This window comes from Blastococcus sp. SYSU DS0541 (assembly GCF_054050875.1).
Map to the genome: position 1 here is coordinate 116,742 of NZ_JBJHAD010000010.1, position 19,278 is coordinate 136,019.

The window sequence follows — 19,278 nt, forward strand, 5'->3', positions numbered from 1 at the left end:
GGAGCAGCCCGCGCGCGCTCGGTGACGAGCGCAGGGTCGGTCGACGACGAGAGGGACGACCGTTGGCACAGCGCGTCACGGCCGGTCGCGGATGCCCGAGCCGTTCAGGAGAAGCGCGTGACGGAGGGTGAGGCGCCCGCAGGCGCGGCTACCGAGTGCGGGGCACAGGACGACCGTCCTGGCCCGCGGGTTCAGCACGCACGGGGCAGACCTCCACTGGTCTGGACGACAGTGCTCGACCGGCCGGTGACCTGCCCTGTTCCGGTCGCAGTGGCCGCAACTTCTCATCGCCCCGCGAACGGTGTCAAGGCTTTGCGCGCCCGTGGCGTGCATGTGCTCTCTGTGCTCGGTTCATCGCGGTCCGTCTTTCCGGAACGGAATCGGCGCGTCTGCCGTCACACGTCGTAACCGATGACGCGGAGTGACCAGTCCCGCTGTGCCGGCTGGGCGCTCGGTGGCACCCGGTCCCGGCCACGAGGAGCCGACTAGTCCTTGCGGCCGGCGTCGACCAGGCGGATCACCGCCGCGCCCTCCTCGTCGGAGGCCTCCAGGTCCACCTCGACGTCGAAACCCCAGTCGTGGTTGCCCTCGGGGTCGTCGAGGATCTGCCGCACGTGCCAGGTGCCGGGGCGCTTGTCCCAGATCAGCAGCGCCGGCCCGCGCGCGTCGGCTCCGGTCCGCACCTCGTCGTGCTCGGCGAAGTAGGCCTGCACCACCTCGCCCCATCGTTCGGCGTCCCAGCCGGAGCCGGAGTCCAGCTCGCCCAGGTCGTACCAGCGCCGGCGCGCCCACAGCTCGACCCGCCGGAACAGCGCGTTGCGCACCATCGCGGTGAACGCCCGCTCGTTGCCGGTGAGCGGGCGCGGCCGGGCCGGGACGGCGACCTCGGCCACCGCCCCGTCGTCCGGATTGGTGAGCTGCTCCCACTCGTCGAGCAGGCTGGAGTCCACCTGGCGCACGAGCTCGCCGAGCCACTCGACCAGGTCGGTGACCTCCTCGGTGCGCGCGGCGGCGGGCACGCCGGACCGCAGCGCCTTGAACGCGTCGGAGAGGTAGCGCAGCACCGCGCCCTCGGCCCGCGTCAGACCGTAGGTGTTGACGAACTCCCGGAAGGTGAACGCCCGCTCCCACATCTCGCGGACGACCGACTTCGGCGACAGCTGCGCGTCCGCGGCCCAGGGGTTGCTCTGCCGGTAGACGTCGTAGGCGTGCCCGAGGAGCTCCTCCAGGGGCTTGGGGTAGCTGACCTCCTCGAGCAGCTCCATCCGCTCGTCGTACTCGATCCCCTCGGCCTTCATCTGGGCGACCGCCTCGCCCTTGGCCTTGTTGAGCTGGGCGGCGAGGATCTGGCGCGGGTCGTCGAGGGTGGCCTCGATGACGCTGACGACGTCGAGGGCGTAGGTGTCGCTGCCGGGGTCGAGCAGCTCGATGGCGGCGAGGGCGAAGGTCGACAGCGGCTGGTTGAGCGCGAAGTCCGGGGGCAGGTCGAGGGTCAGGTCGTAGCGGCGGCCGTCCGGCTCGGGCTCGGTCAGCCGCTCCAGGACTCCGGCCTGCAGCAGCGACCGCGCGATGCCGATCGCGTCGCGGATCAGCCGCAGCTGCCTCTTGCGCGGTTCGTGGTTCTCGGTGAGCAGCCGGCGCATGGCCGCGAACGGGTCGCCGGGGCGGTCGACGACGTCGAGCACCATCGCCGTCGTCACCCGCATGTGGCTGGTCAGCTTCTCGGGCTCCCCCTCGACCAGGCGGTTCATGGTCGCCTCGCTCCACGGCACCATGCCGTCGGGCACCTTCTTGCGCACCAGCTTGCGGCGCTTCTTCGGGTCGTCGGCGACCTTGGCGAACTGCTTGAGGTTCTCCACCTCGTGCTCCGGTGCCTGGACGACGACGGTGCCCGCGGTGTCGTAACCGGCGCGGCCGGCCCGGCCGGCGATCTGGTGGAACTCGCGCACCTGGAGCAGCCGGGTGCGGGTGCCGTCGTACTTGGAGAGCGCGGAGAACACCACGGTCCGGATGGGCACGTTGATGCCCACCCCGAGGGTGTCGGTGCCGCAGATGACCTTGAGCAGCCCCGCCTGGGCGAGCTGCTCCACCAGCCGCCGGTACTTGGGCAGCATGCCCGCGTGGTGCACGCCGATGCCGTGGCGGACCAGCCGTGACAGCGTCGTCCCGAAGGCCGAGGAGAACCGGAACCCGCCGATCATCTCGGCGATCGCGGCCTTCTCCTCCTTGCTGCACACGTTGACGCTCATCAGGGCCTGGGCGCGCTCCAGCGCCGAGGCCTGGGTGAAGTGGACGACGTAGACCGGCGCCTGCTGCGTGTCCAGGAGCTCCTGGATCGTCTCGTGCATCGGCGTCGTCGCGTAGTAGTGGTGCAGGGGGACGGGCCGCACGGCGTTGGCCACGAGCGCGGTGGGCCGGCCGGTGCGGCGGGTCAGGTCCTCCCGCAGGGAGGTGACGTCGCCGAGCGTGGCGCTCATCAGCAGGAACTGCGCCTTCGGCAGCTCGAGCAGCGGCACCTGCCAGGCCCAGCCGCGGTCAGGGTCGCCGTAGAAGTGGAACTCGTCCATGACGACGAGCGCGTCGGCGAGGTGCTCCGATTCGCTGCCCTCCCGGAGCGCGATGTTGGCGAGCACCTCGGCGGTGCAGGCGATGATCGGGGCGTCACGGTTGACCGCGGCGTCGCCGGTGAGCATGCCGACGTTGGTCGCGCCGAAGACCCCGCAGAGGGCGAAGAACTTCTCGCTGACCAGCGCCTTGATCGGGGCGGTGTAGTAGCTGCGCCGACCGGCGGCCAGCGCGGCGTACTGGGCACCGGTGGCGACCAGCGACTTGCCGGAGCCGGTCGGGGTGGCGAGCACGACATTGGCGCCGCTGACCAGCTCGATCAGCGCCTCCTCCTGGGCCGGGTACAGCGGCGTGCCGCCGGCCTCGGCCCAGGCGGCGAAGGCGGCGAAGAGCGCGTCGGGGTCGCCGCCGGTCGCGCGCAGTGCGGACAGGTCGGCGGGGTCCTCGAGCAGGGGAGGAGAAGCGGTCGTGGTCATCAGGTGCACCAGCGTGCCCGACGCTCTCCTGCTTCCCCGGACCAGGCCCGGCGGCGTCCCGTGTCCGCGGACGGTAACGATCCGGTAACGAGGTCTCCCGGAGTGTGTGACATACGCCGTAACCGGAGAGGAAGGTGAACAACAGGTGAACGGAAGGTGGCTGAGACCATGCGCGAACGTTTCTGCCCGGAGTGCCGGTGGACCGTTGTGACCGACCAGGCGGGCCGGCGACGGCTCGAGATGCGCTGGGTGCCGCTCGACGCCGCGGCCACCCACAGCCCGGTGGCGCGCGCCGCCTGACCAGGACGACTCCTCCCGACCCGGGAGGGAGGAGGGGTGCACACCGACGTGCGCCTCTCCTCCCGCCCGGGTCGTGTGCTGTCAGGCGGCCGGTGGGCTCGTGTCCGGGGTTCCGGACCGCGGTGGGCGGGTAGGTCGGCCGCGCCACGGCACCGCAGGGGCGTGAGACCAGCGCCCGAGTGCCGAGCGCTCCCGATCCAGGAAAGGTGGACGCCCGTGTCCGAGCCCCGTCCCGAGTCCCAGCCCGCCCAGCAGCAGAGCACCCCCGGCACGCTCGGCGAGATGACGCCGAAGCCGGACCACGGCGAGGAGAGCTACCAGGGCTCCGGGAAGCTCGCCGGCAAGAAGGCCGTCATCACCGGCGGGGACAGCGGCATCGGCCGCGCCGTGGCGATCGCCTTCGCGCGCGAGGGCGCCGACGTCCTCATCTCCTACCTGTCCGAGCACGAGGACGCGCAGGACACCGCGAAGTACGTCGAGCAGGCCGGTCAGAAGTGCGTGCTGGTGCCGGGGGACATCTCCGACCGCGCGCACTGCAAGACGATCATCCCGAAGGCCGTCGAGGAGTTCGGGCGGGTCGACGTGCTGGTCAACAACGCCGCGTTCCAGATGAGCCACGACTCGCTGGAGGAGATCTCCGACGAGGAGTGGGACTTCACCCTCGCCACGAACCTCTCGGCGATGTTCACCCTGACCAAGGACGCGCTGCCGCACATGGGGCCCGGGGCGTCGATCATCAACTCGTCGTCGGTGAACAGCGACAACCCCAGCCCGAACCTGATCGCCTACGCCATGACCAAGGCCGGGATCGCCAACTTCACCGCGTCGCTGGCCCAGATGCTGGCGGAGAAGGGGATCCGCGCCAACAGCGTCGCCCCCGGGCCGGTGTGGACGCCGCTGATCCCGGCGACCATGCCCGAGGAGAAGGTGGAGAGCTTCGGGCAGCAGGTGCCGATGGGCCGTCCCGCGCAGCCGGCCGAGCTGGCCCCGGTCTACGTGCTGCTGGCCGGCGACGAGGCGTCCTACGTCTCCGGCGCGCGGATCGCCGTCACCGGAGGCAAGCCCATCCTCTGACCCCGGCCACGATCAGCTCACCTGATCATGGAGCGTCCTCCCTCACCGCCCACCGTGAGGGAGGACGCTGCGTGATCAGGTCACCTGATCGTCGCGGCGAGGGCGGCGACGGCGGCGGGGCGGATTCGGCAGCAGCCGCCGACCAGCCGCACCCCCGCGGGCAGCCACTCCCGGACGGCGTCCGGCGCGATCCCGGGGGTCCCGGTCCACCGCCGCGCGACGGCGTCCCACGACTCACCGCTGTTGGGGTAGGCCGCGACCGGCTTGCCGCTCGCCGCGGCCGCGCGCACGGCGGGCAGGACGGCGTCCGGGGCGGTGCAGTTGACCCCGACCGCGACCACCTCGTCGACCCCGTCCGCCATGGCGAAGACGTCCGCGGCCTGCTCCCCGCGCCGCGTTCGCGGCACGCCGTGCTCGTCGACGACGGTGGTGAGCGACAGCCAGACCGGCACCCCCAGCGCCTGCGCCTCCAGCAGCAGCGCCTCGGCCTCCGCCGCCGCGGGGACGGTCTCGCACGCCAGCACGTCGGCCCCCGCCTCGGCGAGCACCGCCATGCGCGGGCGGTGGAACGCGCGCAGCGCCGCGACGCCGACCTCGGCCACGTAGGCGCCGGTGTACTCCGACCCGTCGGCCAGCATCGCGCCGTACGGGCCCACGGACCCCGCGACCCACCCCTGGCCCTGCCCCTCGCGGGCCAGCGCGACCGACGACGCGATCAGCCGCCGGGCCTCGGCCGCGTCCGCACCGGTGGCGGCGAACCCCTCGACGGTCGCCTGGTAGCTCGCCGTCGTCGCCACCTGCGCACCGGCCGCGGCGAACGCGGCGTGGGCGGCCACCACCGCCCCCGGGTCGTCGCGGAGCAGGCGGGCCGACCACAGGGCTGAGGAGACGTCGTGCCCGCGGGCCTCGAGCTCGGTGGAGAGCCCGCCGTCCAGCACGACGGGGCCGGTGGCGAGCGTGGCGGCGAGACCGGCGGCGAGATCAGGCATGGCGACCATCCTCCCGCGGTACCTGCGCACCCATGGTGTTCATCTGGAGCAGCGGTTGGGGTCCGAGGCGCCGGCGGCCCCGCTACGGCGGTGGTGGCTACCGCGGGCACTACGGCGGCCACTACGGCCCCGGCTACGGGTACGGGCCTCCGCGCGGCTACCGCCGCGGCCGGCGCGACGACTCGTGCCTGCGCGACCTGCTGTTCCTCAACACCGGCTGCTGCCTGGCCAACGCCATCGGCTGCGGCATGGACCTCCTGCTGGTCGCGCCCCGCTCGCTGCCGGCGATCCGGGCGGGTCAGCAGGGCAGCGGCGCCGCCGCCCGGTTGATCGCGGCCGTCCGCTACTACCAGCGGGAGATCAGCCCGCGGCGCCGGCCGTGCTGCCGGTACGGCCCGACCTGCTCGGCGTACGCGATCCAGGCGCTGGAGACCCACGGCGCCCTGCGCGGCTCGTGGCTGACGCTGCGCCGCCTGGCACGCTGCCGCCCCGGCGCCGTCGGCGGGGCGGACCCGGTCCCGGCCTGACCCGGAGCAGGACCTCGCCTACGGTCGCCCGGTGATCCCGACCGGCGCGCGCACCTGGCGGGATCCCCCGTGGCGGGCCGGCGCGCTGGCCTGGGCGGCCGATCAGCTGGCCAGCGCCGGGCTGGTCGTCACGGGGGAGCCCGAGCAGCCGCACGTGCGGGCCTGGTCCACCGCCTTCCGCATCCCGCTGCGCGGCGGGGACGCCGTCTGGCTGAAGGCGGTGGGGCCGGGTTCGGCGCAGGAGCCGGTGCTCGCCGAGGCCCTCGGCCGCTGGGTGCCTCAGCAGGTGCTGGTGCCGCTCGCGGTGGACCGGGAGCGCCGGCTGCTCCTCATGACCGACGGCGGTCCGACCCTGCGCGAGACCGGCGCGGACCTCGCCGGCTGGGCGGCGTTGCTGGCCGGCCACGCCCGCCTGCAGGCCCAGGTCTCCCGGCACGCCGAGGAGCTCGTCGACCTCGGGGTGCCCGACCACCGCCCGGAGCGGCTGCCCGCGCTGGTGGCGGACCTCCTGGCCGACGACGAGGCGCAGCAGGCCGGCCGCCCGGAGGAGCTCCCCGACGCCGTGCGCGCCCGCCTGCGGGCCGGGCTCGGCGGCTACACGGCGGCCTGCCGGGAGCTCGCGGACGGCGGCGTCCCGGCGAGCGTGCAGCACGACGACCTGCACGACGGCAACGTCTTCGCCCGTGACCGCCCGTACCGCTTCTTCGACTGGGGCGACGCCTCGGTCTCGCACCCGTTCCTCGTCCTGCTCGTCGCCCTCCGCTCCGCCGGTCGGGCGCTGGGGCTGCCGCAGGGCGACCCCGGGCTGCTCCGGCTGCGCGACGCGTACCTCGACCCGTGGCTCGACCACGGCAGCGCCGCCGAGCTGCGCGAGCTGTGCGACCTGGCGCTGCACGTCGCGCCGCTGCAGCGCGCCCTGACCTGGCGCCGGATCCTGCGCGGCGTGCACGAGGCCGAGCGCGTCGCGTGGGCCGGAGCGGTGCCCGGCTGGACCGCCGAGCACCTGGCGCCGGGCCCGCTGGCGTCCCGTACCTGAACCGCGTCGGCCACACTGTGCCGGTGCCCGGGACCGACGACGCCTCCGGTGACCTCCCGGTCACCGGTTCGCTCGTCGTGCCGGCGGCGGCGCAGTCGTGGCGGTTCTCCCGCAGCTCGGGGCCCGGTGGACAGGGGGTCAACACCGCCGACTCCCGGGTCGAGCTCTCCGTGCGGCCGCTGGACCTGCCGGGGCTGACCGACCCGCAGCGGGCGCGGCTCGCCTCGCGGCTCGGCGGCCGGCTGGTCGACGGCGTCCTCACCATCGCGGCGAGCGAGCACCGCCAGCAGCTGCGCAACCGGCAGGCCGCCCGGGATCGGCTGGCGGCGGTGCTGCGCGCCGCACTCGCCCCACCGGCGCCGGCCCGGCGGCGCACCAAGCCCACCCGTGGCTCGCAGGAGCGCCGGATCCAGGCCAAGAAGCAGCGGGGCCAGCTCAAGAAACAGCGCGGCTCCTGGGACTAGCCCAGCCGCTGCTGCAGGTGCACGGTGACCTCCTCACCCGCGCGGCTCTTGCCGATGGCCGAGCAGATCGCCGCGCGCAGCGGCAGCCAGTGCGGGCCGCTGCCCGACGGCATGAGGGTGGCCGCGAAGGCGTGCCCGTCGGCGGTGCCGGTCACCTTGACCGCCCGGCGGGTGCCCAGCAGCTCAGCGGAGTCAGGCACCTCGAGGTAGGTGGGGAACGCGCCGTCCGTCTCGATGGGCGCGGTGAAGGTGACGTCGAGGGCGGTGGGGGTGCTCATGCCTCCTCCGACCGGCGCAGCACCGACAACTCATCGCGCCGGCGACGGAGGAACGCCCGCTCGCGCTCGTTGCCGCAGCGCTCGATGGCCTCCTCGTAGGCCGCGACCGCATCGGCCGGCCGCCCGGCGCGGCGCAGCAGGTCGGCGAGGACGGCGGGCAGCAGGTGCTCGCGCGGCAGCTCCAGCGCCTCGACCAGCGCCAGCCCCGCGGCGGGGCCCTCGAGCTCGGCGACGGCGACGGCGCGGTTGAGCGCCACGACCGGGTTCCGGCTGAGGGCCAGCAGCTGGTCGTAGAGCGCGACCACCTGCCGCCAGTCGGTTCCGGCGGCCGTCGCCGCGTCGCCGTGCACCGCGGCGATCGCCGCCTGCAGCTGGTAGGGGCCCGGCCGGCCCCGCCGCAGGCACCGCCGGACGAGCTCCTGGCCCTCGGCGATCAGCGCGCGGTCCCACCGCGACCGGTTCTGGTCGGCCAGCGGCACGAGGTCGCCGTCGGCGGAGGTCCGCGCCGGGCGGCGGGCCTCGGTGAGCAGCATCAGCGCCAGCAGCCCCAGCACCTCCGGCTCGTCGGGCATCAGCTCGGCGAGCAGCCGGCCCAGCCGGATCGCCTCGGCGCACAGGTCGGCCCGCACCAGCCGGTCCCCGGACGTCGCGGTGTGCCCCTCGCTGAAGACGAGGTAGACGACGGCGAGCACGGCCGGCAGCCGGTCGGGCAGCTCCGCCTCGCGCGGCACCCGGTACGGGATGCCGGCCGTGCGGATCTTCGCCTTGGCCCGCACCAGGCGCTGGGCCATCGTCCCCTCGGGCACGAGGAACGCCGCGGCGATCTCGGCGGTGGTGAGGCCGCCGAGCAGCCGCAGGGTGAGCGCCACCCGGGCGGGCGCGGCCAGCGCGGGGTGGCAGCAGGTGAAGACGAGCCGCAGCCGGTCGTCGTGCACGGGACCCTCCTCGACGGGCTCGGGGGCGCCGCCGAGCAAGGCGGCCTGAGCGTGCCGGTCGGTCCGCACGGACTCGCGCCGCCAGCGGTCGATCGCCCGGTTGCGGGCGGTCGTGACGATCCAGCCGGCCGGGCTGGGCGGCACCCCGTCGGCCGGCCACCGCGCGAGGGCGGTGAGGAAGGCGTCCTGGACCGCCTCCTCGGCGGCGTCGACGTCCCCGAGGAGGCGGATCAGGACGGCGACCGCACGGCCGTGGTGCTCGCGGAAGACACGCTCGACCTCGGCGGCGGCGTCGGGCACCGGCGTCAGAAGGCCTGGACGACGGGCCGGACCTCGACCGGCAGGCCGCCGAGGACGCGGGCGAGCTTGCCGGCCCAGACCAGGGCCTGGTCCAGGTCGTCGACCTCGATCAGGTCGAACCCACCCACGAACTCCTTCGTCTCGGCGTAGGGGCCGTCGGTGATCAGCAGGTCGCCGCTCTCGGCTCGGACGACGGTCGAGGCCTCCGGCTGGTGCAGCGCGGCGGCGAAGACCCACACGCCCGCCGCCTGCATCTCCTCGTTGAGCGCGGCGAGCTCCTTCATCACCGGCTCGAGGTCCTCCGGCGGGGGGACCTCGCCGACCGGCTGGACGATGTTCAGCAGGTACTGCGCCATGGCTGCCTCCTGGGGTTCGGCGCCGGCCTCGTGCCGGTCGCTCACCCCCTGTACGAACGAGGTGCGGCCGGATCGACACCCTCGTCGCGACCTTCCCAGCACGGCCACGGGCGGCGCCAGCACCACCCGAGCGGAACCGCTGACCGGCCCGCCGGGGTGCTGCGTCAGCCGGCGAGGACGGCCGCCATCACCCGCCGGGCCCGCCGCCCTTCGGGCACCGGCAGCAGGGCGTGCACGTGCACCAGGCCCTCCTCCTCGTGGTGGTCGACCGGCACGCCGGCCGCGCGGGCGCGCTCGACCAGCACCCGGGTGTCGGGGCTGGTGATGTCGCGGGTGCCGCTGAAGACGGTCAGGGGACCGAGCCCGGCGAACTGCCCGAACAGCGGGCTGACCAGGGGGTCGGTCAGCGGCAGGTCGCCCCGCCAGAGCTCGATGGCCGCCCGGGTGCCGGGTCGGGCCAGCCAGGGGTCCTGCGGCTCCACGAGGTCGATCTCCGGGTTGGCCAACGTCAGGTCCAGCGCGGGGGAGATGAGCACCGTCCGGTGCAGGGCAGGCACGCCCCGGTCCCGGAGCAGCAGGGCGGCCGACAGCGCGATCTGACCGCCGGCCGAGTCGCCCATCGCGGTCACCCGCCCGGCGCCGTGCCGCTCGACCAGCGCGGCGATCAGGTCGGCCACCGGCGGCACCACCGTCGCCGCCGTCCCCACGGGCGCCAGGGGGTAGACGGGCACGGTGATCGCCGTGCCGGTGCGGGCGGCGAGCCGGGCCACCAGGCGCCAGTGCAGCGGGTGGATCTGGTTCACCCAGGCACCGCCGTGCACGTAGACGGCGGCCCGGTCCGGCGTCCCGGCGCGGGGGAGGACGCGGTAGACCGGCCAGCCGGTCCGGTGGTGGACGTCCACCACGACCTCCACCGGGCCGAGCCGGCGGGGTGGCCCGTACGGCGCCGGGCGCAGCAGGCGCTCCTGCACGCCCTGCAGCATGAGTTCGGGGCGCTCGAACTCCCTCCGGGCGCGGAGCAGGCGGAGCAGCGGGGGCAGCAGGCGGCCGGCGGCAGTGGGCACGGGACCTCCGGGGTCGGTGGAGCGGCCTCGCGGCCGGCGGTCAGCTGAGCGAGAGCGGTTCGCGGACGAGCACCCACAGCGGCAGCTCGTCGTCGCTGGTGCGGGTGGTCTCGGTGACCTGGAAGCCGAAGCCGCGGAAGAAGCGCACGTTGGCCCAGCCGAACACCGCGGCGGCGGCGGGTGTCCTGTCGACGTCGCAGCGCACCAGCACCGGCGCGAGCACGGCGGCGGCCAGCCCCCTGCGGCGGGACGACGGCCGGACACCGAGGTGCCGAAGCCGCCAGTGCGGCCGGTCGGGCAGCGCCGCGGTCACCATCGCCTCGGTCTCGGCCACCACCCGCGCGCGGTCGGCGGAGAGGTAGGGGAGTTCGCGCGTCAGGGCGGCCCGGACGTCTTCGGGCAGGGGGCGGGTGCCGGGCGCGCCGGCCGGCGGCTCCCAGACGGCGACGGCATCGCGGTCCTCGGTCACCCAGGCGGTGCCGGTGGCCACCCCGCGGTGGGCGGCGTCCAGCTCGTGGAGCCGGGTGAGCCGCTGCATGCGGCCGTCGTCGGGCAGTGCCCACCGGGTCCAGCGCGAGTCGGCCAGGGCGACGGTGAGGGTCGCGGCGATCGCCGGCACGTCGCGCTGCTCGGCGACGCGGACGTCGGGGCCGGGCTCGTCGGGGTCGTCGATCCGCCGGACGACCGGGCCTGGAGGGGTCACCCCCTGATCCCACCACGCCCGACGACGACGGGGGTCGCCCCGGGTAGGACGGCCCCCGTGCGCGCCGGCCCCCTGCAGGGTCCCGCCGCGAGCGTGCGAGTGGCGGGGGGCAGGAGGGCCGTTCAGAAGCCCGCGCGGTCGACCTTCCGGTGGTACCGCTCGCCGAGCTTGCCGCCGAGGATCGCGCCGAGCAGGGTCACCACGAGGACCGCGACCAGGGCGATGATCCCGCCGGTCGTGGCGGTCCCCTCGTCGATCGGGATGCGCGGCAGGTTCAGCTGCTGGAGCACGTTGTACTCCGAGCCGAAGAGGACGCCGGCGAGGGCGAGCGCCAGGACGACGAGCAGGCCGATGACCCACACGGCGATTCCCTGGCGGGCCCCGTCGAAGCGCGCCATCCGGCCGGCGACGTAGCCACCGGCCAGGTAGGCGAGGAAGAGCACGACCAGCAGGACGATCGCGCCGACGATGCCGATCGTGCCCGCCTGCTGGGTGGCCTCCTCGACCGACGGGACGCCCTGCGTCAGCCCCAGAGCGACCCCGGCGGCGCTGATCAGGGCGACCAGCAGGACGGCGAGGCCGTTGGCGGAGAGCCAGCCGAAGAACGCCGCGCCCCACTTGATGCCGCCGTAGCGGGAGTGCTGGGCGTCGACGGCGTCACGGCCGGCGCCGCGGGTGGGGTGCGCGCCGTCCGGTCGGATGCCGGCGTCGTCGCCGTGGGCGGAAGCGGGTGTGGACATGGCTGGGCTCCTCCAGGAGGGGACGGCGGGTGCGGGGGCCGACGGCGTCGGTGCGCCGGGAAGCGCCCCGATGCCGCCGGCCGGGGATCCGGGTCAGCGGCGGGTGCCGGTGCCGGTGTCGTCGACGTCCAGCTCCACCTGCTCCTTGCGGACCTGCTCGGTGACGGTCGCCTGCTCGGTGACGGTCTCGGTGTCCAGGCGGACGCGCTCGACCGGTACGGCCTCCTTCTCCACGACGGGGCGCTCGCCGCGCAGCACGACCTCGTGCTCCTCCTCGGAGATCGCCGGCCCCTCGAGCGCGTCGCCGACGTTGGCGTCGGTGATCGGCTCGCGCTCGACGCGGATCTCCTCGTGCGACACCGGCACGGTCCGGGAGACGTTCTCCGAGACGATGTACTTGCGCAGCCGGGCGCGACCGGTCTCCACGCGCTGGGTGCCGATGTGGAGTTGCTCCTCCGAGCGGGTCATCGCGTCGTCGGTCGTGGGCCCGGAGGTGTCGTGGCCGACGGTGCCGTGGGTGGCGTCGCCGGTCGTCGTGGTCGCCCGCGTGGTGTCGGTGACCTCGCCGGGGACGCCGGTGCCGGCCCCTCCGGCGGTGAGGCCGTAGTACCGGTAGAGCTCGGTCTCCTCGGCGGGGGAGAGGTGGCCCTCGGAGTCGATGTGCGGGGCGTTCTTGACCTTGGCCTTGTCGTAGGGCACCCGCAGCTCCTCGCCGGTGATGTCGGCGTCTGCCAGGGGCACGAAGGCCTCCTTGGTGCCGAACAGCCCGGTGCGGACGGTGGCCCACTCGGGGCGGCCGGTCTCGTCGTCGAGGTAGACCTCGCTGACGGTGCCCAGCTTGCCGTCGGGGCCGATGGCGGTGCTGCCGATGACGTCGCTCAGCTGGTGCTCGGTGATCATGCGCGTACTCCTGGGTGCCGGGAACGGGGGAACGGTCCCCCGCTCCCGCGCGGCGTCGCGCGGGTGGGGACACCAGGAGCGGTGCCCGCAGATTTACGTTGTAAACAACCGACCGCGTTCTCCCGGGCGTGCGCCTCAGCCCCGCGGATCCCCGCGGCGCGGGGTGCGGCCCTCCGCTCGCACGACCTCCAGCCGCCCCAGCAGGTTCTCCAGCGCCTCCTCGAACTCGGCGGCCGACTCGTCCAGGGACAGCAGGGACTCGAGGCGCACGACGGTGGGATACGCGCTGAGGTCGGTGCCCACGGCGGCGTCCGGCGCGCCGTCGGGCCGGTCCTCCGGGCTGATCTTCACGCCCTTCTGGGAGACCTCGAGGAGCAGGTGCCCCAGGAGGAAGCTGGAGTAGGCGCGGTACGCCGCGACCGCTGCGTCCTCGGTGAAGCCGCTGCCGATCAGGGTGTCGAGGAAGGACTCGACCCAGCGGAGGCTGCGCAGCGGCGGGCGGACCCACGGGGCCGCCGGCGGCCGCGTGGCGACCAGGGGGAAGACCTCGGGGTGGGCGAGGGCGATCCGCCGGACCCCGTGCGCCAGGCGCTGCAGGTAGTCCTGCCAGCCGTGCGCCGCGCTCAGGTGCACGTCGGGGTCGCCGTAGAGCTCGTCGACCACCGACTCCACCACCCCGTCGAGCAGCTGCTCGCGGCCGGGCACGTAGCGGTACAGCGCCATCGCCTCCACGCCCAGGTGGGCCCCGAGCCGCCGCATCGTGAGCGCGCCCAGGCCGTTCGCGTCGATGTACTCGACGGCCGCGCCGAGGATGCGGCGGCGGTCGAGCCCCGCTCGCCCGGCACCGGGCGGAGCGGCCGGCACGGTCGCGGCCGCACCGCCGCGTCCCTCGGGGCTGTCGGGGTCGGCCGCGGGGTCCGGCTCGGTCATCACGCTCTCCCTCGCTCGGCGGGACGTGCCGGTGATGATGCGCGGCGGGCGACCGCACAGGGGCGGCGCCCCCCGTGTGAGGGGGACGGAACCCAGCGTTGACGCCGGGGTCCACGAAGGGAAACGCCCGCGCCCCACGCTGGTTCCCGTGTCCGCCACCGCACCCTCCGCCGCCACCGCCCCCGGTGGGCGGGCCTCGCGGACGACGAGCACCCACTGCCCCTACTGCTCCCTGCAGTGCGGGATGGCGGTCACCGCCGGAGACCGCCCGGCCACCCTGCTGCCGCTGGACTTCCCGACCAACCGTGGCGGGCTGTGCTCCAAGGGCTGGTCGGCCGCCGACCTGCTCGACCACCCGGAGCGGCTCACCCGGCCGCTGGTCCGCGCGGTGCCCGGCGACCGCACCAGCCCGCTGGTCGAGTCCACGTGGGAGGAGGCGCTGGACCGGGTCGTCGCCGCGATCCGGCGCACCCAGGCCCGGCACGGCCGCGACGCCGTCGGCTGCTTCGGCGGCGGCTCCCTGACCAACGAGCAGGCCTACCAGTTCGGCAAGTTCGCCCGTGTCGCCCTGCGCACCAGCGCCATCGACTACAACGGCCGGTTCTGCATGTCGTCGGCGGCGGGGGCGGCCAACCGCGCCTTCGGCCTGGATCGCGGGCTGCCCTTCCCGCTCTCCGACATCGCCGAGGCCGACGTCGTCGTCCTGGTGGGCAGCAACCCGGCCGACACCATGCCGCCGGCGATGCAGTGGTTCGACGCCGGCCGGGAGCGCGGCGCGCAGCACGTCGTCGTCGACCCCCGCCGCACCGCCACCGCCCGCAGTGCCGCGCTGCACCTGCAGCCGCTGCCCGGCACCGACCTGGCGCTGGCCAACGGGCTGCTGCACCTCGCGGTCGCCGAGGGCCTGGTGGACGAGGAGTACGTCGCCGCCCGCACGACCGGTTTCGACGAGGTCCGGGCCGGCGTGGCGGCGTACTGGCCCGACCGGGTGGAGCGGCTCACCGGCGTGCCCGTCGCCGACCAGCGGCGCGCCGTCTTCGCGCTGGCCCGCGCCGAGAAGGCGATGATCCTGACCGCGCGCGGGGCCGAGCAGCACCGCAGCGGCACCGACACCGCGCAGGCGTGGATCAACCTCGCGCTCGCCCTCGGCCTGCCGGGCCGGCGCGGCAGCGGCTGGGGCACGATCACCGGCCAGGGCAACGGGCAGGGCGGCCGCGAGCACGGCCAGAAGGCCGACCAGCTGCCCGGCTACCGGTCGCTGGCCGACCCCGCCGCCCGCGCGCACGTCGCCGCCGTCTGGGGCGTGGACCCCGACGAGCTCCCGATGCCGGGGAAGAGCGCCTTCGAGCTGCTGGACGCCCTCGGCACCGACGGCGGGGTGCGCACGTTGCTGGTGCTCGCCTCCAACGTCGCCGTCTCCGCTCCCGACGCACGCCGGGTGGTCAGCCGGCTCGGCGACCTGGACTTCCTCGCCGTCAGCGACTTCTTCCTCTCCGAGACCGCCGAGCTCGCCGACGTGGTGCTGCCCAGCGCCATGTGGGCGGAGGAAGCCGGCACGATGACCAACCTCGAGGGCCGGGTGATCCGCCGTCGGCGGGCGCTCGACCCGCCGGAAGGCGTCCCCGACGACCTGCAGCTCCTCGCCACGCTGGCCGGCCGGCTCGGCGCGCAGAACTTCAGCGGCGACCCGGAGACGGTCTTCGAGGAGCTGCGCCGGGCCAGCGCGGGAGGGACGGCGGACTACGCGGGCATCAGCTACCGGCGCATCGACGAGGAGCGCGGCGTCTTCTGGCCCTGCCCGGCCGACGACCACCCCGGCACGCCACGGCTGTTCACCGAGCGCTTCGCCACCCCCGACGGGCGGGCTCGCTTCCTGCGCGTGGAGCACGTCGACGCGCACGAGCGGCCCGACGCCGAGCACCCCTACGTGCTGACCACCGGCCGGGTCCTGGCCCAGTACCAGTCGGGCACCCAGACCCGGCGGACGCGGAGCCTGCAACTGGTCGCCCCCACACCCCGCGCCGAGCTGCACCCCGACCTCGCCCGGCGCTTGGGCATCGCGCAGGACGACGTCGTCGAGCTCGCCACCCGCCGGGGACGCGCCCGCTTCCACGCGCAGGTGACCGACACCATCCGGCCCGACGTGGTCTTCGTGCCGTTCCACTGGGCCGGCACCAACGCCCTCACCGACGCCGGCGCGCTCGACCCGACGTCGAAGATGCCGCCCTTCAAGGTCTGCGCCGTCGCCGTCACCCGCGTCGGCGGGCCGGAGGAGCGCTTCCCCCCGCCCCCGGCCACCACCCAGCCCCGGCCCGCGGACCACCGGCCCGCGGTCGGCCCCGTCCCGCGCCCGCCGTCCCGCACGACCCGCTCCTCGACGACCAGGAGAACCCCCGTGAAGAGCACCCCGCGCTTCCTGCAAGGCGTCTTCCCGATCACCGGGGAGGGGCTGGCCAAGCCCGGCCCCGTCGACCCGGCGCTGCGCTACACGGTGCCCGCCGGCTGCAGCGCGCAGGCGCTGTACTTCCGCGGCGGCAACGCGACCGCCGAGCTGGTCTACGTGCTGCTGCTACGCGACGGCGAGCCGGTGCGCTGGTTCCCGATCGGGGCGAAGGCCGACACGCACGTGCCGCTGCGCGTGGTCGAGGACCTTCCGGGGGGCTCGGTGCTCGAGCTGCACGCCGCCGCCCCCGAGGGCGTCACCGGTGAGCTGGTGGTCGACCTCGGACTGGTGGAGGTCTGACATGACGGCGATCCTCGGGGCCCGCCTGGCCGGCGCCACCGCCCTGCACCTGGACGACGACCTCGATGCCCGCGGCCGGCTGGTCGTGGTCGGCAACGGCATGGCCGGCGCCCGCTTCGTGGAGGAGATCCTCGAGCGCGGCGGCGGCGACCAGTTCCGCATCACCGTCTTCGGCGACGAGCCGCACGGCAACTACAACCGGATCATGCTGAGCCCGGTGCTCGCCGGGGAGTCGCACGAGGACGAGATCGTGCTCAACTCCCACGACTGGTACGCCGACTTCGGCATCGACCTGCGCGCCGGCGTCCGGGTCGAGCGGATCGACACCGCGGCCAAGCAGGTGCACGCCGCCGACGGCAGCGTCACCGCCTACGACCACCTGGTGCTCGCCACGGGCAGCTACTCGTTCATCCCCCCGATGACCGGCGTGCGGCGCGAGGACGGCGAGCTGGTCCCGGGCGTCTACGGCTTCCGCACCATCGACGAGACCCGCGCGCTGCTCGCCGCGACCGGGCGCTGCCGCCGCGCGGTCGTCATGGGCGGCGGGCTGCTCGGGCTGGAGGCCGCGCGCGCCCTGCAGGGGCACGGTCTCCAGGTGGAGCTGGTGCACGCGATGCCGTGGCTCATGAACGCCCAGCTCGACGCCGAGGCCGGCGCCATCCTCAAGCGCAGCGTCGAGCAGCTCGGCATCACCGTCCACCTCGACGTCCTGGCCACCGAGGTGCTGGGCGAGGAGCACGTCGAGGGGGTGCTGCTGAAGGACGGCCGGCGGCTGGACTGCGACCTGCTCGTGGTCGCCGCCGGGGTGCGCCCGCACACCGACGTCGCCGTCCGCTCGGGGCTGGAGGTGCAGCGGGCGGTCGTCGTCGACGACCAGCTGCGCACCGACGACCCCGACGTCTACGCCATCGGGGAGTGCGCCCAGCACCGCGGCGAAGTCTACGGGCTGGTGGCGCCGGCGTGGGAGCACGCGAAGGTCCTGGCCGACGTCCTCACCGGAACCGACCCCGCCGCCGAGTACCACGGCAGCCGGACGGCGACGAAGCTGAAGGTCGCCGGCGTCGACGTCGCCGTGATGGGGGTGAGCAGCCCCGAGCGGGACGACGACGAGTTCCTGGTCATCTCCGAGCCCCGGCGCGGGGTGCACCTGTCGGTGGTGATCCGCGACGGGGCGCTGGTCGGGGCGACCCTGCTCGGCGACACCCGCAAGGTCGCCTACCTCACCCAGGCCTTCGACCGGGGCTCCGCGCTGCCCGAGGAGCGCATCCGCCTGCTGGTCGACCTCTCCGACGGTGCGGCGGAGGTCGGCGTCGCCGAGATGCCGGCGGACTCCCAGGTCTGCAACTGCAACGGGGTGTCGAAGGGCGACATCTGCGGGGCGGTCTCCGGGGGCTGCGGGAGCGTCGGCGAGGTCATGGACCGCACCCGCGCCGGCAAGGGGTGCGGCTCCTGCAAGGCGCTGGTCACGCAGATCGTCGAGTGGGCCGCCGACGGCGATCTCGCCGAGGACCCCGCTGCGTCCTACTACGTGCCCGGCATCCCGATGCCCAAGCCGGAGCTGATGCGGGCCATCCGCGAGCGCGACCTGCGCAGCGTGTCCGCGGTCTTCGCCGCCCTCGCTCCCGACGGCAAGGACGACGCGAAGTCGAAGATGGGCCTCACGTCGCTGCTGAAGATGATCTGGGGCCACGACTTCGTGCCGGAGAAGGACGGCGAGTTCATCAACGACCGCGTCCACGCCAACATCCAGCGCGACGGCACCTTCTCCGTCGTCCCCCAGATGAAGGGCGGGGTGACGTCGCCGGCCCAGCTGCGGCGGATCGCCGACGTCGCCGAGAAGTACGAGGTGCCGATGGTCAAGGTGACCGGGGGCCAGCGGATCGACCTGCTCGGCGTCCGCAAGGAGGACCTGCCGGCCATGTGGTCCGACCTCGGCATGCCCTCGGGCTACGCCTACGGGAAGAGCTTCCGGACCGTGAAGACCTGCGTCGGCTCGGAGTTCTGCCGGTTCGGCCTGGACGACTCCACCCAGCTCGGCATCGACCTGGAGACCCGGTTCCAGGGCATCGAGAGCCCGGCGAAGATGAAGCTCGCCGTCGTCGGCTGCCCGCGCAACTGCGCCGAGGCCTACGTGAAGGACGTCGGCGTCGTCGCGGTCGGCAACGGGAGGTGGGAGGTCTACGTCGGCGGCGCCGCCGGGGCGACGGTCCGCAAGGGCGACCTGCTGGCCACCGTCGTCGGTCGCGACGCCGTGCTCACCCTGGCCGGCCGGTTCATGCAGTACTACCGGGAGAACGCCAACTGGCTGGAGCGCACCTACGACTTCGTGCCCCGGGTCGGGCTGGCGAAGCTCCAGCACGTGCTGCTGGAGGACGGCGAGGGCATCTGCGCCGACCTCGACGCGGGGATCCAGCGCTCGATCGACGCCTACCGCGACCCGTGGGGCCAGGACGCGGTCGAGCCGGCCACCCCCGGCCAGTTCCGGCCCGCCCTGCCGCTGGTCGCGCTGCCGGAGGTGCCGGTGACGAGCGCGCCGCAGGCGTCCGGTTCGGCACCGGGGGTGGGTCGATGAGCCTCATCGAGGAGCGGGCCGCGACGGCGCACGTGGTGGGCAGCGTGGCGGAGGTCCCGCCGGGGGAGGGGCGGACGTTCGTGGTCGGCGGCGAGCAGGTGGCGGTGTTCCGGCTGCGCGACGGCTCGCTGCACGCCACCCAGGCGGCCTGCCCGCACGCGGGGGGCCCGCTCGCCGACGGGCAGACCGACGTCGACGTGCTGGTGTGCCCGCTGCACCAGTACGCCTACCGGTGGGCCGACGGCGCCTCGACCTCCGGCACGGCGCCGATCCGCGTGTTCCCCGTCCACGAGGAGGAGGGCGCGCTCGTGGTGACGCTCTGAGCG

18 protein-coding genes are annotated in these 19,278 nt (G+C 74.6%); 8 read left to right on the top strand and 10 right to left on the bottom strand.

The window, feature by feature from the left end; all coding sequences use genetic code 11:
• Window positions 1–485: 485 nt before the first annotated feature.
• Window positions 486–3,041, bottom strand: a complete 2,556-nt coding sequence (locus tag ACI794_RS12775) for a DEAD/DEAH box helicase (protein ID WP_456616539.1) — start codon at window positions 3,039–3,041, stop codon at window positions 486–488.
• 156 nt (window positions 3,042–3,197) lie between these two features.
• Here ACI794_RS12775 and ACI794_RS12780 point away from each other — a divergent pair, with 156 nt between their 5' ends.
• Window positions 3,198–3,341: a hypothetical protein gene (locus ACI794_RS12780; protein ID WP_456603277.1), complete on the top strand. Its 144-nt coding sequence runs from the start codon at window positions 3,198–3,200 to the stop codon at window positions 3,339–3,341.
• A 216-nt stretch (window positions 3,342–3,557) separates the two neighbouring features.
• Window positions 3,558–4,415 carry an SDR family oxidoreductase gene (locus ACI794_RS12785; protein ID WP_456603278.1) on the top strand — a complete coding sequence of 286 codons (858 nt, stop codon included), beginning with the start codon at window positions 3,558–3,560 and terminating at the stop codon, window positions 4,413–4,415.
• Between the two features lie 80 nt (window positions 4,416–4,495).
• Here ACI794_RS12785 and mmuM read toward each other — a convergent pair whose 3' ends face one another.
• Window positions 4,496–5,404, bottom strand: a complete 909-nt coding sequence (gene mmuM / locus ACI794_RS12790) for a homocysteine S-methyltransferase (RefSeq protein WP_456616540.1) — start codon at window positions 5,402–5,404, stop codon at window positions 4,496–4,498.
• Window positions 5,405–5,436: 32 nt separating this feature from the next.
• Between mmuM and yidD the strand changes: the two genes are divergently transcribed.
• From yidD to arfB, 3 genes are read left to right on the top strand one after another with little or no spacing between them, the layout of a single operon-like run.
• Window positions 5,437–5,931 (top strand): membrane protein insertion efficiency factor YidD, encoded by a 495-nt coding sequence (gene yidD / locus ACI794_RS12795; protein WP_456603280.1) that lies wholly within the window; start codon window positions 5,437–5,439, stop codon window positions 5,929–5,931.
• A gap of 31 nt (window positions 5,932–5,962) precedes the next feature.
• A complete protein-coding gene (locus ACI794_RS12800) occupies window positions 5,963–6,967 on the top strand; it encodes a hypothetical protein (protein WP_456616541.1) in 1,005 nt (334 codons plus the stop codon).
• A 23-nt stretch (window positions 6,968–6,990) separates the two neighbouring features.
• On the top strand, window positions 6,991–7,431 hold the full coding sequence (gene arfB / locus ACI794_RS12805; protein WP_456603282.1) for an alternative ribosome rescue aminoacyl-tRNA hydrolase ArfB: 441 nt from the start codon (window positions 6,991–6,993) through the stop codon (window positions 7,429–7,431).
• Here arfB and ACI794_RS12810 read toward each other — a convergent pair.
• The 8 genes from ACI794_RS12810 to ACI794_RS12845 all read right to left on the bottom strand — a co-directional run bounded on the left by ACI794_RS12810 (window position 7,428) and on the right by ACI794_RS12845 (window position 13,637).
• Window positions 7,428–7,709 carry a DUF1905 domain-containing protein gene (locus ACI794_RS12810; protein WP_456603283.1) on the bottom strand — a complete coding sequence of 94 codons (282 nt, stop codon included), beginning with the start codon at window positions 7,707–7,709 and terminating at the stop codon, window positions 7,428–7,430. The genes arfB and ACI794_RS12810 overlap by 4 nt on opposite strands.
• Window positions 7,706–8,944, bottom strand: coding sequence for an RNA polymerase sigma factor (locus ACI794_RS12815; protein WP_456616542.1), 1,239 nt, complete (start codon window positions 8,942–8,944; stop codon window positions 7,706–7,708). The genes ACI794_RS12810 and ACI794_RS12815 overlap by 4 nt, the downstream gene beginning before the upstream one ends.
• Window positions 8,945–8,949: 5 nt before the next feature.
• On the bottom strand, window positions 8,950–9,345 hold the full coding sequence (locus tag ACI794_RS12820; RefSeq protein ID WP_456603285.1) for a YciI family protein: 396 nt from the start codon (window positions 9,343–9,345) through the stop codon (window positions 8,950–8,952).
• Window positions 9,346–9,464: 119 nt separating this feature from the next.
• The gene (locus tag ACI794_RS12825) at window positions 9,465–10,364 is read right to left on the bottom strand and encodes an alpha/beta hydrolase fold domain-containing protein (RefSeq protein WP_456616543.1); all 900 of its coding nucleotides are present in this window, start codon (window positions 10,362–10,364) and stop codon (window positions 9,465–9,467) included.
• 40 nt (window positions 10,365–10,404) lie between these two features.
• Entirely contained in the window at window positions 10,405–11,067 is a 663-nt protein-coding gene (locus tag ACI794_RS12830) for an N-acetyltransferase (RefSeq protein WP_456603287.1), read from the bottom strand.
• 122 nt (window positions 11,068–11,189) lie between these two features.
• Complete coding sequence (locus tag ACI794_RS12835) at window positions 11,190–11,807, bottom strand: hypothetical protein (RefSeq protein WP_456603288.1); 618 nt, start codon at window positions 11,805–11,807, stop codon at window positions 11,190–11,192.
• A 93-nt stretch (window positions 11,808–11,900) separates the two neighbouring features.
• On the bottom strand, window positions 11,901–12,707 hold the full coding sequence (locus tag ACI794_RS12840) for a DUF2382 domain-containing protein (RefSeq protein ID WP_456603289.1): 807 nt from the start codon (window positions 12,705–12,707) through the stop codon (window positions 11,901–11,903).
• A 135-nt stretch (window positions 12,708–12,842) separates the two neighbouring features.
• On the bottom strand, window positions 12,843–13,637 hold the full coding sequence (locus tag ACI794_RS12845) for a TetR/AcrR family transcriptional regulator (RefSeq protein ID WP_456616544.1): 795 nt from the start codon (window positions 13,635–13,637) through the stop codon (window positions 12,843–12,845).
• A 148-nt stretch (window positions 13,638–13,785) separates the two neighbouring features.
• Between ACI794_RS12845 and ACI794_RS12850 the strand changes: the two genes are divergently transcribed.
• Genes ACI794_RS12850 through ACI794_RS12860 form a run of 3 tightly spaced genes read left to right on the top strand, consistent with a single transcriptional unit; the run spans window position 13,786 to window position 19,275 of the window.
• Window positions 13,786–16,380 (top strand): molybdopterin oxidoreductase family protein, encoded by a 2,595-nt coding sequence (locus ACI794_RS12850; protein WP_456616545.1) that lies wholly within the window; start codon window positions 13,786–13,788, stop codon window positions 16,378–16,380.
• Between the two features lies 1 nt (window position 16,381).
• Window positions 16,382–18,952: a nitrite reductase large subunit NirB gene (gene nirB / locus ACI794_RS12855; protein ID WP_456616546.1), complete on the top strand. Its 2,571-nt coding sequence runs from the start codon at window positions 16,382–16,384 to the stop codon at window positions 18,950–18,952.
• Window positions 18,949–19,275 (top strand): Rieske (2Fe-2S) protein, encoded by a 327-nt coding sequence (locus ACI794_RS12860; protein ID WP_456616547.1) that lies wholly within the window; start codon window positions 18,949–18,951, stop codon window positions 19,273–19,275. Before nirB ends, ACI794_RS12860 begins: the two co-directional genes overlap by 4 nt.
• Window positions 19,276–19,278 lie beyond the last annotated feature (3 nt).

Coding starts and splice junctions, on each gene's coding strand:
- nirB (WP_456616546.1), top strand. CDS start 16,382: ATGACGGCGATCCTCGGGGCCCGCCTGGCCGGCGCCACCGCCCTGCAC.
- ACI794_RS12775 (WP_456616539.1), bottom strand. CDS start 3,041: ATGACCACGACCGCTTCTCCTCCCCTGCTCGAGGACCCCGCCGACCTG.
- yidD (WP_456603280.1), top strand. CDS start 5,437: ATGGTGTTCATCTGGAGCAGCGGTTGGGGTCCGAGGCGCCGGCGGCCC.
- ACI794_RS12860 (WP_456616547.1), top strand. CDS start 18,949: ATGAGCCTCATCGAGGAGCGGGCCGCGACGGCGCACGTGGTGGGCAGC.
- ACI794_RS12845 (WP_456616544.1), bottom strand. CDS start 13,637: ATGACCGAGCCGGACCCCGCGGCCGACCCCGACAGCCCCGAGGGACGC.
- ACI794_RS12835 (WP_456603288.1), bottom strand. CDS start 11,807: ATGTCCACACCCGCTTCCGCCCACGGCGACGACGCCGGCATCCGACCG.
- ACI794_RS12810 (WP_456603283.1), bottom strand. CDS start 7,709: ATGAGCACCCCCACCGCCCTCGACGTCACCTTCACCGCGCCCATCGAG.
- ACI794_RS12840 (WP_456603289.1), bottom strand. CDS start 12,707: ATGATCACCGAGCACCAGCTGAGCGACGTCATCGGCAGCACCGCCATC.
- mmuM (WP_456616540.1), bottom strand. CDS start 5,404: ATGCCTGATCTCGCCGCCGGTCTCGCCGCCACGCTCGCCACCGGCCCC.